The organism is Stenotrophomonas sp. (assembly GCF_032099025.1).
Classification (GTDB): Bacteria; Pseudomonadota; Gammaproteobacteria; order Xanthomonadales; family Xanthomonadaceae; genus Stenotrophomonas.
The window spans coordinates 95,050-106,038 of record NZ_DAMCID010000015.1 but is presented as its reverse complement, the minus strand read 5'-3'; the positions used below and the strand labels follow the sequence as shown (position 1 = coordinate 106,038).

Annotated in this window: 9 protein-coding genes; 4 read left to right on the top strand and 5 right to left on the bottom strand. The window is 67.4% G+C overall.

What is annotated here, in order from left to right:
* Positions 1–454: 454 nt before the first annotated feature.
* Both RT456_RS12420 and RT456_RS12415 read left to right on the top strand, forming a co-directional pair.
* Positions 455–4,105, top strand: coding sequence for an autotransporter domain-containing protein (locus RT456_RS12420; RefSeq protein ID WP_313347059.1), 3,651 nt, complete (start codon positions 455–457; stop codon positions 4,103–4,105).
* A 159-nt stretch (positions 4,106–4,264) separates the two neighbouring features.
* Positions 4,265–5,239: a Nudix family hydrolase gene (locus RT456_RS12415; protein ID WP_313347056.1), complete on the top strand. Its 975-nt coding sequence runs from the start codon at positions 4,265–4,267 to the stop codon at positions 5,237–5,239.
* Positions 5,240–5,256: 17 nt separating this feature from the next.
* Here the strand turns inward: RT456_RS12415 and RT456_RS12410 are convergent, their stop codons facing one another.
* Entirely contained in the window at positions 5,257–5,847 is a 591-nt protein-coding gene (locus RT456_RS12410) for a DUF4124 domain-containing protein (RefSeq protein WP_345785091.1), read from the bottom strand.
* 53 nt (positions 5,848–5,900) lie between these two features.
* Positions 5,901–6,728: a methylenetetrahydrofolate reductase [NAD(P)H] gene (gene metF, locus RT456_RS12405; protein WP_313347082.1), complete on the bottom strand. Its 828-nt coding sequence runs from the start codon at positions 6,726–6,728 to the stop codon at positions 5,901–5,903.
* 125 nt (positions 6,729–6,853) lie between these two features.
* On the opposite strand from metF, the gene RT456_RS12400 reads away from it, so the two are divergent.
* Together RT456_RS12400 and RT456_RS12395 are read left to right on the top strand one after the other, a co-directional pair.
* On the top strand, positions 6,854–7,735 hold the full coding sequence (locus RT456_RS12400; RefSeq protein WP_313347050.1) for a TIGR01777 family oxidoreductase: 882 nt from the start codon (positions 6,854–6,856) through the stop codon (positions 7,733–7,735).
* A 41-nt stretch (positions 7,736–7,776) separates the two neighbouring features.
* Positions 7,777–8,334 (top strand): DUF3228 family protein, encoded by a 558-nt coding sequence (locus RT456_RS12395; RefSeq protein WP_313347047.1) that lies wholly within the window; start codon positions 7,777–7,779, stop codon positions 8,332–8,334.
* A 72-nt stretch (positions 8,335–8,406) separates the two neighbouring features.
* Here RT456_RS12395 and ybaK read toward each other — a convergent pair whose 3' ends face one another.
* From ybaK to ahcY, 3 genes are all read right to left on the bottom strand, one after another.
* Positions 8,407–8,880 carry a Cys-tRNA(Pro) deacylase gene (ybaK, locus tag RT456_RS12390; RefSeq protein ID WP_313347044.1) on the bottom strand — a complete coding sequence of 158 codons (474 nt, stop codon included), beginning with the start codon at positions 8,878–8,880 and terminating at the stop codon, positions 8,407–8,409.
* Between the two features lie 175 nt (positions 8,881–9,055).
* Positions 9,056–9,346: a hypothetical protein gene (locus RT456_RS12385; protein WP_313347040.1), complete on the bottom strand. Its 291-nt coding sequence runs from the start codon at positions 9,344–9,346 to the stop codon at positions 9,056–9,058.
* 177 nt (positions 9,347–9,523) lie between these two features.
* The gene (ahcY, locus tag RT456_RS12380) at positions 9,524–10,969 is read right to left on the bottom strand and encodes an adenosylhomocysteinase (protein WP_313347037.1); all 1,446 of its coding nucleotides are present in this window, start codon (positions 10,967–10,969) and stop codon (positions 9,524–9,526) included.
* Between the last annotated feature and the right edge of the window lie 20 nt (positions 10,970–10,989).

The following is a 10,989-nucleotide window of genomic DNA, read 5'->3' as shown; positions in this document are numbered from 1 at the left end:
CGCTTTTCCATCGCGTACCGCAAGCCGAGCCCCGTCGCGGCCGGTAGGTCCCTGGCAAAGTAAAGGAGGAGGCGGCGGCGCATGCCGACGCCGGGGGACATTTGCATAGGGGCCTGCCGGCCGCGGCGGGGCGCTCAACGCTCGCGGCAGACCCGATCGAAGACGGCGCGCCAAGCTTCGACGGCGGTTGAAAAGAGACGCGCCCTCAGATGGGAGAAGAACCTTTTTTTTGCCCGCGATAAAATGAGACGGAAGTCACAAAGATTCACGCGATGTAAGGCGCTACAGCGCGCTGCGAATGACGTAATCAGACAAAGGGCGGGTGGCGGGCGCCACCGTGAGGCATTACCCTGTGCCTCCCCGCCGCGGAAGGGGTTCCGCAGCGGCAGTGCCGCGCTGTGTGCCACGGGGAGTGGCCGCGTCGCGTTCGTCAAGTCGCCATCCATGGAGTGTCATGAACAGGATTTTTCGCCTGGTGTTCAACCACACCACCGGTCTGATGCAGGTCGCTTCCGAGCTTGCTTCCACGCATGCTTCGCCCGCGCAGTCTACGGCTGCACTGCACCGTCGTACGCCGTTGTGTGCGGCCATGGCAGTAGCGCTGGGACTCTCCGCCGCCGCGTTGCCTTCGGCATTCGCGCAGTCGCATCCATTCAACGCCGATGAGACCGTCACCAACCAGCGCACCTACCTGCAAGGCTTCGACGTCGGCCCGAATGGTCCGGTCACTGTCACTGTGCAGGGAAGCGGTGCGCTGGTGTCCGACCAGTTGGTGACCCTTGGGGCCGGCGCATCCGGCAATGGCGCCCTGACCCTGGACGGCCCGTCCACCCTGCTGCAGGTCCGGAACAGTTCGTCAATGCTGGTCGGCGGAAACGGCACGGGAACGCTGAACCTGCAGAACGGCGCCGAGGCATCCGTCGCCTCGGTGCTCGCGTTGGGGTATGCCGCCAGCAGCACCGGCACTGCCGTGGTCACCGGTACCGATTCGCGCCTGAGGGCCGGCGTTATCGAGGTGGGCCGGGCGGGCACGGGCACGCTCAACATCTCCAATGGCGGCCGGGTGGATACGCTCCTTGCCGGCGGCAGCTACGGCATGAGCGTGGGTGTCGCAGCCAGCGGCAATGACCGGAGTACCGGCATCGTCAACGTGGGCAGCGGCGGCCAGTTGATCGTCACCAGCAACTCGCTGCTGCTGGGCGATGCCGGCACCGGTACGCTCAACGTCGACAACGGTGGCGAGGTCGACGTAGGCGGCGACCTGATCATGGGCAACCAGAGTGCCGGCTACGGCAAGCTCAACGTAGCGGCAGGTGGCACGCTCGCACTGGGTTCTGCTGGCACGTTGGTGATCGGTGCTGCACAGGACAGCACCGGCGAGGTGACCATCAGCGGTATCGGCGCGGTGGTCAACGCCCCCAGCGTCCTGGTCGGCCGTGATGGTTCCGGCACGCTGATGGTGCAGAACGGCGGCGTACTCAACGCCAGTACCGGCCTGACGGCCGAGTCCAGCGGCACCAATCCCAACCGGATCTCGTTGATCCGCGTCAGCGGCGCGAACGCACGGATCAATGCCGGCCATATGGAGGCCACCTCGGTGCAGCTCTCCAGCGGCGGCTCCATTGTGTCGAACACTGCGCTGCTCAAGGATTCGTTCAGCACGGTGGGCGTGCCGACCACGATCCAGGAGGCCGGCTCACACTGGACCAACACCGGCTTGATGACCATCCAAGGGTCCGTCGACGTCAATGCCGAAGGGAAGCTGACCAGCGATACCCTGCAGGTCTCCGGTGGCATCAATTCGAAAACGTTGAGCCCCAGCATCGTGATGGACAAAGTCCAGGTGAGTGGTGCGGGTTCGCTCATCACCGCCACCAACGGCATCACCGTCGGCGCGGCAGCCAGTGAGCCATTCGGCCTGCTGGTCGCCAGCGATGAGGGACGTATCGACGCGGGCACCGGCCTCAGCCTCACCAGCAACGGCTTCCTGGTGCTGGGCGGTGGCGCCGACAGCTGGACGACGGCCACTGCGGCCTTCGATTGGAGCGCGGCTGAAGCCGCCGGCACGCTCTCCGGCGCACCGATCGACATGCAGTCCAATGCCGGTGGCCTGGTGTTCAACCACACCGGCGACATCAGCCTGGCCAACACCGTGCGCAGCGTGCCCAACGGCACGACGTGGACGGGTGGCGCACTCATCAACGTGGCGGGCAACACCACGCTCAGTGGCGACCTCACTGCCTTCGGCGGCAAGGTCGACGTCCGCGCGGGCACGCTGGTACTGAATTCCAACCTGTACACCGGCCAGGGCTACACCGATCCGGCACTGGCGCTGCCCCAGCAGATCGATGTGTCCGGCGGCACCCTGGTGCTCAACGGCAGTGCCGGCTTCCAGCAGAACCTCAGTCTGGGCGGCACCGCCAGCGTGGTGCGCAGCTCCAACGTCACCGTGCGCGATGGCGGCGTGCTGGCCGGCAATGCCACCGTGGGCGATACCTACGTGACCAATGGCGGCGTGCTCTCGCCGGGCCGCGGCAACGTGGGCACGATCACCGTTGACGGCAATCTGTTCTTCAACGCAGGCGCCTCGGCACCGGTGTCGTCCGCCGCGTTCTACGACGTGGACCTGCTCGGCAACGGCCAGTCCGACCTGCTGAAGGTCACCGGCCAGGCCTTCATCGGCCGTGGCTCGAACCTGGCCAATACCGGCGATGCCGGCATGCGCGTGACCGGGCTGGACCCGGCCACCAGCTACCAGAACGGCCGCACCTACACCGTGCTCGATGCCGCGGGTGGCGTGGAGGGCGGGTTTGACGCTGTCACCTCCAACTCGGCCTTCATCACCCCGACCCTGAGCCAGAACGGCAGCCAGGTGGTGTTGACCATCGCGGTCAGCAATGGCGGCACCAACCCCGGTACCCCGGGGACTCCCGGCACTCCCGGTACGCCGGGCACGCCGGGCACGCCCGGTACCCCCGGCACTCCTGGTGATCCCGGCACCCCGGTCACGCCGCCGCCGGAAGTGTTCAATCCCGTGGCGCAGACCCCCAACCAGCAGGGCATCGCCAACGGCCTGAACAGCCTGCAGCAGTCCGGCGAGGCACTGGCGCTGTACAACGCGCTGCTGATGCTCGACGAAGCCGCCGCACGCACGGCCTTCAACGAGTTGTCCGGCGAGATCCACGCCAGCAACCGCGCGATGCTGCTCGACGACCGCTTCCTGCGCGAAGGCATTTCCCAGCGCATGCGGCCGGACCCGACCATGGCCGTGGAAGGCGCCTCGCTGTGGCTGGGCGGTGGCGGCACCTCCAAGCGCCAGGACAGTGACGACTCGGCCGCGCGCGTGCGCCAGAACCGGGCCGGGCTGATGGCCGGCATGGACATGAGCTTCGGCGGCAGCTGGACGGTGGGTGTGGCCGTCGGTGCGGAAAAGCTGCGCAACAAGGTCGATGACCGCAACGCCGACAGCGATGTCGAAGCGGCGCACATCGGCCTGTATACCGGCTTCCGGGGTGAGGCGTTCTGGCTCAACGGTGGCGCCTCGTACGCCGACTACCAGCTGGATACCCAGCGCCGCGTCGGCACGGGCCAGGCCTGGGCACAGACGTTGGACGGCAGCCAGGACGCGAGCGCGGTGACTGCGTTCGCCGAAGGCGGTTGGGATGTCGAACTGGATGCGCTGACCCTCACCCCGTACCTCGCATTGGCCTACACCCGTCTGAGCAGTGATGCCTTCGCCGAGACCGGCGGCAGCGCAGCGCTGGCGGTCGACTCCAGCGAAGACAGCACGTGGACCACCACGGCCGGCCTGCGTGCGGCCTGGGACATCAGTGCCGACCAGGAAGGCGGCACCCGCATCGAAGCCGGCCTGGCCTGGCAGCACGCCGGTGGCGACCTGCGTGCCGACACCAGCAACCGCTTCGTGGTAGGCAGCAACCGCTTCACGGTCAGTGGCCTGCCGCTGGCCGGTGACGTGGCCATCGCCGAACTGGGCGTCTCGTTCAAGCCGACCGACAACAGCCGACTGTCCTTCTTCGCACAGGGCCGCAGCGGCGACGGCCAGAGCGAGTTCGGCGGCCAGCTGAACTGGAATGTGTTGTTCTGATCGACGTGGCGGTATGACGCAGACGAAGGGCTCCGAAAGGGGCCCTTTGTTTTTGGGTGCGGGGCGATGGATCGACGAAACCAGAGGCAGCAGATGCAGGCACCGGGCGTCGATAGCCGGGGATTGCACATCCCCGCATTCATTCGGCATCCTGCCCCCATGCCATCCCCCAAACGATCGATCCATGTCGTGGCCGGCGTCATCACCGACGCCCGCGGCCGCATCCTGCTCAACCGTCGCACCGAGAACAGCGACATGGCCGGCCTGTGGGAATTCCCCGGGGGCAAGCGCGAGGACGGCGAGACCTCCGAGCAGGCGCTGGTACGCGAACTGCGCGAGGAGCTGGGGATCGAGGCCGAGGTGGGCGACTGGATCATGGACGTACCCCAGGTCTACCCGGACAAGCACCTGCGCCTGGAAGTACGGCATGTCCGCAGCTGGAAGGGGTCGCCGCGGGGTCGCGAGGGCCAGGCCATTACCTGGGTGGCATCGGACAAGCTCTCACGCTATTCGATGCCCCCGGCCGACCTGCCGGTGGTGGCCGCGCTGCGCCACCCCGACCGCTATCTCATTACCCCCGAGCCTGATACCGACGACGCTGCCGCGCACCGGGACTGGTATGCACGCCTGGCCCGGGCGCTGGACGCGGGCGTGCGGCGGGTACAGCTGCGCACCCCTGCCAGCGCCGCCCGGGTGGCCTTGGCCGAGCAGGCCGTGGCCCGCCACGGGGGCGGGGTGCAGTGGCTGCTCAACCGCGACATCGAGCTGGCCCGCCGGCTCGGCGTCGGCGTGCACTTGGGCAGCGAACAGCTGCTGCAGTTGGAGACGCGGCCGCTGCCCGACGGCCAGCTGGTGGCGGCCTCATGCCACGATCTGGCGCAGCTGCAGGCCGCGCAACGGCTGGGCTGCGATTTCGCCGTGCTGGGGCCCGTGCAGGCCACCCCCAGCCATCCGGGCGCTGCCCCGATGGGATGGAACAGTTTCGAATCGCTGCGCGCGCAGGTATCGCTGCCGCTGTATGCGCTGGGCGGCCTGGGACCGGGCGACATCGCGGAGTCGCGCCGCCACGGTGCCCAGGGCATCGCCTCGATCAGCCGGCTGTGGTCCGGCGACGCCGTGCCCGCGGGCGGCTGACGCGCCGGGAAACGCGCTTAGAGTGTGATCCAGAAACAACCGTACTGACGACGCAGGCCAAACACGGTGCGCGCCGGCGTGGCGGTGCTGCCCAGCGTCTGTTCCAGGCGCAGGCCGATCGGGCGTGGCCGGCCCGCGACGGGCGCGGCGGCCTCTACGGCGTCCACCAGCGAGGCGTTGGGGTCGGCCGGCAGCGGCGGGGGCAGCGCGTCGGTGCTGGGATAGACCGGCGCGATATCGATCAGCGGGCGCTGCACCACCGATTCCAGCCGCCCGATGATCTGGTTGGCGGTGGCGTTGGATACGTTGCCCCACAGATAGATCGACGACAGCCGGTTGACGTCCTGCAGGCTCACCGCGTCGCGGATCTGCCCGGTCAGCTCGCTGAGCCGGCGCGCGCAGCCGGCGCGGTAGATGCCGGTATTGCCGACCGATGCGGAGCCGGCCGGCATGCGCGCGGTCGCGCCCAGTGCATCGCAGCTGCGGTCGGTGAACACGGTCTGGCCCTGCGCGTTGGTACAGCGGTTCACGCGCTGCGCCTGCGCCGTGGCCACAGGAGGACAGCACAGTGCGCAGGACGACAGCAGGAGCAGAACGACCGATCTCATCGCAGCAGGGTAGCGGCGCGCGCGTTATCTGCAAGCGATTGCGCCGGTTCCGCTCAGCGACCCAGCAGCTTCAACACCTGGGTGGTGGGCTTGGCCAGGTTGAGGGTGTAGAAATGCAGCCCCGGCGCGCCGCCCGCGACCAGCCGTTCGCACAGCTGGGCCACCACATCGGCGCCGAAGGCGCGCACCGATTCGGCGTCATCGCCGTAGGCCTGCATGCGCTTGCCGATCCAGCGCGGGATCTCCGCGCCACACTGCTCGGAGAAACGGCGCAGCTGGCTGAAGTTGGAGATCGGCATGATCCCGGGCACGATCGGCACCGTCACGCCGAGCTTGCGCACGGCATCGACGAAGTGGAAATACGCGTCGGGGTTGTAGAAGTACTGGGTGATGGCGGCATCGGCGCCGGCGTCGATCTTCGCCTTGAAGTACTTCAGGTCGCGCAGCGCATCGTCCGATTGCGGATGCGTCTCCGGATAGGCGCCCACTTCGATGTGGAACGCATCGCCGTGCTCGGCACGGATGAAGCTGATCAGCTCCGAGGCGTAGCGCAGGTCGCCGGGATGGCCCATGCCCGAGGGCAGGTCACCGCGCAGGGCGACGATGCGCCGGCAGCCGATGGCCCGGTACAGCTTGAGCAGTTCGCGGATTTCCTCGCGGCTGCCGCCCACGCAGGACAGGTGCGGCGCCGCTTCGAAGCCGTGGTGCTGCTTGAGGTGGCGCACGGTCTCGGAGGTGTAGCTGAGGGTCGAGCCGCCTGCGCCGAAGGTACACGACACGTACTCCGGGCCGTAAGCGCTGAGCTTGCCGGCGGTGCGATCAAGCTGGGCGCGCTGCTCGTCGGTCTTGGGCGGGTAGAACTCGAAGCTGATGGCGGTCATGGGCAGCGGCGGCGACGGGTGTGCGGTCATCATATCGCTTCATCGCGATGAATGTGAAGTATCGGCGCACCCGGTGTGCACAGGTGACGGTCTACCGTAGGCGGCACTGAGACGGAGTGAACGCGATGGACATCCTGGTTACCGGTGGCACCGGCTTCCTCGGCCGGCGTCTGTGCGCGCGGCTGCAGGCGCTCGGGCATGCCGTGACGGTGCTGACCCGACACCCCGGCCGCGATGCCGTTGACGGGGCCCGCAGCGTGGCACGGCTGGACGACGTCGGTCCGGTGCAGGCGGTGGTGAACCTGGCCGGGGAGCCGATCATGGCGGGGCGCTGGACGCCGACGCGCAAGCAGGCTCTGCTCGATTCACGGCTCGGCACCACCGGCGCGCTGCTGGCGTGGATGGAACAGCTGCCGGCGCGCCCGCAGGTGCTGGTGTCCGGTTCGGCGATCGGCTACTACGGCCCGCGCGGCGACGAGGTGCTGGACGAAGCCGCTTCGCCGGGGCACGACTTCGCGGCGATGCTGTGCCGGCAATGGGAAGCCGAGGCATTCAAGGCCGATGCCCTCGGGGTGCGCACCTGCGTGGTGCGTACCGGCATCGTGCTGGATCGCGATGGAGGCGCCCTGGCGCGGATGCTTCCGCCGTTCCGGCTGGGCGCGGGTGGTCCGATGGGCGATGGGCGGCAGTGGATGAGCTGGATCCATCGGGACGATCTGGTCGGCCTGATCGTGTGGCTTCTGGCGCACGACGATGCTTGCGGGGCTTACAACGGCACCGCACCGGGCGCGGTCACCAACCGCGCGTTTGCCACGGCACTGGGCGAGGCGCTGCACCGGCCCGCGCGGCTGACCACCCCGGCATTCGCGCTGACGCTGGGCTTCGGGGAAATGGCCGGGCTGCTGCTGACCGGCCAGCGCGTGGTGCCGGCCCGCGCGCTGCAGGACGGGTACCGCTTCCACCACCCCGAACTGGCGCCGGCGCTGCGGATGATTCTCGACGGATGACGCGGGTTACCCTGTGCACCCGTCACGCCCCCCTGTGTGCCATGTCCATTGTCCTGACCGAATTCGCCCGCCCCCGTCTGTTTCCGCGCGTGCCGCGCGGCAACACCATCCAGGACTGCACGGCCGCGCAGTTCGAGGCGCACCTCAACACGCACGCGCCGTTCAAGGTGCTCGACGGCTACGCGCCGTTCTGCAAGCTGTTCGTCTACGAAAACTGGACCAGCACGCGCTGCCTCACCGTGCCGATCACCGACGCCAACCGCCATCAGCTGCATACCGGTTACGAAGCGCGCAACCGCGAGGAGCTGCCGGTGCTGGTGCGTTGGTTCGAGGGGGTGGAATCGCCGCGCGCGAACTACCTGGTGGTGATCCTGTACAGCGCGGAGCAGCTGGCGCTGGAGGGCGCGCCGATCGACGCCGACTGGGGCATCGTCGGCTGCATCTACACCGCCGAGCCGGAAGAAGTACCGATGGCCCCGATCACCATGATGCGCAACGCGCTGGGGGTGGAAGAGGGCGGCTCGGGCGTGCCGCTGGACCGCGAGGCCTACCAGCGTGCCGTGGCGTTCTGGGAGAGCAACGCCAACTGGCGACCGTAACGCTGTCCCGTAGAGCCACGCCCTGCGTGGCTGCGTCTCGGTCGGGACCTCGCAGCCACGCAGGGCGTGGCTCTACGGTGGCTTGGCTATCGGGGCCAGGCTGCCGTCGGTCAATGCCAGCAGGTCGGCCGGCGCAAGCGCCACTTCAAGCCCACGCCGCCCGGCGCTGACATGCATCGTCGGCAACGCCTGCGCGCTGGCATCGATGTAGGTGCGGAGCTTCTTCTTCTGCCCCAGCGGACTGATCCCGCCGACCAGGTAGCCGGTCGCGCGCTGCGCATCTTCCGCCTTGGCCATCTCGCACTTCCTGCAGCCGGCCGCTCCGGCCAGTGCCTTCATGTCGAGCGTGCCGCTGACCGGCACGATCGCCACCAGCAGTTCGTGTTTCTCGGTGCTGGCCAGCAGCGTTTTGAACACCTGCGACGGGTCCAGGCCCAACGCCTGCACCGCCTCGCCGCCGTAGGAGGCCGCGCCGGGATCGTGGTCATAGGCAAGCACCGCGTGCGCGATGCCGCGTTGCTTGAGCAGGTTGATGGCCGGGGTCATGGCAGGTCCTTGTTGCGGGGCACCCAGGAATCCTAGCGCCGCGCCCAGGGCGTTGGCTTGACCGAGGCTATCGGCGGCCGCAACGGCGGTCCGTCGTGATGAACATTTGGGGTAAAAAACGGGCACCTTTCGGCGCCCGCCCAAGCGGAGAATCAAGCCCGATACCGATCGCGCCTCACGTTGTCCGGTCGGACGTCTCATCCAGCTGGCAGCTCGCTCCGGAAGGAGTCGCTACCGCCACCGCCATCTGCTCGGCCTGTGACTGGCTTTCGGCGCTCAGCCCGATCGGGGGCGTAGGTGGCCCGGCCTTATACGACAGCGTGCACTTGTACCGATTGGAAAAAAGCAATTTCCTAGCGCTTACGGTCTCCTCGCTTACCGTCTGCGCGACAGCCAGCGAAGACATTACGCTGCCTGCGGCACAGCCCATCGCTGCCACAACCATCATTTTGAACAAGGTGTTCATATGGAATGCTCCGGAATGATCCAGATATTCCCCCGCACGCGGATCATCGGGTGCGCGCTGTTAGCGGCACGTGCAGGGCGTGCGCCTACGCTCACCCGGTTTGGAAAAGAAACGGGCGCCCGAAGGCGCCCGTCGTAAACCCGGTAGTGCCGGCCGCTGGCCGGCAACCCCGTTGGATCAGTAGCGGTAATGCTCCGGCTTGAACGGACCTTCCACCGGCACGCCGATGTAATCGGCCTGTTCCTTGGTGAGGGTGGTCAGCTTCACGCCGATCTTTTCGAGGTGCAGGCGGGCCACTTCCTCGTCCAGCTTCTTCGGCAGCAGGTACACCTTCTTCTCGTAGCTGTCCTTGTTCGCCCACAGGTCGATCTGTGCGAGCGTCTGGTTGGCGAACGAGTTGGACATCACGAAGCTCGGGTGGCCGGTGGCGCAGCCCAGGTTGACCAGGCGGCCTTCGGCCAGCAGGAAGATCGCGTTGCCGTTCGGGAACACGTACTTGTCCACCTGCGGCTTGATGTTGACGTGCTGCACGCCCGGGAAACCGACCAGCGCATCGACCTGGATTTCATTGTCGAAGTGGCCGATGTTGCAGACGATGGCCTGGTCCTTCATCGCGCTCAGGTGTTCGATGCGGATGATGTCCTTGTTGCCGGTGGTGGTGACGTACAGGTCCGCACGGCCCAGGGTGGACTCGATGGTGTTGACCTCGAAGCCTTCCATCGCCGCCTGCAGGGCGCAGATCGGATCGATCTCGGTCACGACCACACGGGCGCCATAAGCGCGCAGCGACGCGGCGCAGCCCTTGCCCACGTCACCGTAACCGCAGACCACGGCAACCTTGCCGGCCAGCATCACATCCATGGCGCGCTTCAGGCCGTCGGCCAGCGACTCGCGGCAGCCGTACAGGTTGTCGAACTTGGACTTGGTGACCGAGTCGTTGACGTTGATCGCCGGGATCAGCAGGGTGCCGGCCTGGGCCAGCTGGTACAGGCGGTGCACGCCGGTGGTGGTCTCTTCGGAGACGCCCTTCCAGTCCTTGACCACGCGTGCCCAGTAACCCGGACGCTCCTTGGCCACGCGCTTGAGCAGGTCCTTGATGACCTGTTCTTCGTGCGAGGCGGCCTTCTCGTTGACCCAGTCGCTGCCGTTCTCGAGCTCATAGCCCTTGTGGATCAGCAGGGTGACGTCGCCGCCGTCGTCCACCACCAGCTCCGGGCCGGTCAGGGTGCCGTCGGGCAGGGTGAAGGTCAGCGCGTCCAGGGTGCAGTCCCAGTACTCTTCCAGCGACTCGCCCTTCCAGGCGAACACCGGGGTGCCCGACGCGGCGATCGCGGCAGCGGCATGGTCCTGGGTCGAGAAGATGTTGCAGGACGCCCAGCGCACGTCGGCGCCGATGTCCTTCAGGGTCTCGATCAGCACCGCGGTCTGGATGGTCATGTGCAGCGAGCCGGTCACGCGCACGCCCTTCAGCGGCAGGGTGGCGGCGTGCTTGCGACGGATCGACATCAGGCCCGGCATTTCGTGCTCGGCGATATCCAGTTCCTTGCGGCCCCAATCGGCCAGCGAGATATCGGCAATCTTGTAATCACCTTCGGTGGAGAAGGTCTTGGCAACAGCGTTCATGCAAAAGCTCCGGTAATGGA

Coding starts and splice junctions, on each gene's coding strand:
- RT456_RS12400 (WP_313347050.1), top strand. CDS start 6,854: ATGGACATCCTGGTTACCGGTGGCACCGGCTTCCTCGGCCGGCGTCTG.
- metF (WP_313347082.1), bottom strand. CDS start 6,728: ATGACCGCCATCAGCTTCGAGTTCTACCCGCCCAAGACCGACGAGCAG.
- RT456_RS12410 (WP_345785091.1), bottom strand. CDS start 5,847: ATGAGATCGGTCGTTCTGCTCCTGCTGTCGTCCTGCGCACTGTGCTGT.
- ahcY (WP_313347037.1), bottom strand. CDS start 10,969: ATGAACGCTGTTGCCAAGACCTTCTCCACCGAAGGTGATTACAAGATT.
- ybaK (WP_313347044.1), bottom strand. CDS start 8,880: ATGACCCCGGCCATCAACCTGCTCAAGCAACGCGGCATCGCGCACGCG.
- RT456_RS12395 (WP_313347047.1), top strand. CDS start 7,777: ATGTCCATTGTCCTGACCGAATTCGCCCGCCCCCGTCTGTTTCCGCGC.
- RT456_RS12420 (WP_313347059.1), top strand. CDS start 455: ATGAACAGGATTTTTCGCCTGGTGTTCAACCACACCACCGGTCTGATG.
- RT456_RS12415 (WP_313347056.1), top strand. CDS start 4,265: ATGCCATCCCCCAAACGATCGATCCATGTCGTGGCCGGCGTCATCACC.
- RT456_RS12385 (WP_313347040.1), bottom strand. CDS start 9,346: ATGAACACCTTGTTCAAAATGATGGTTGTGGCAGCGATGGGCTGTGCC.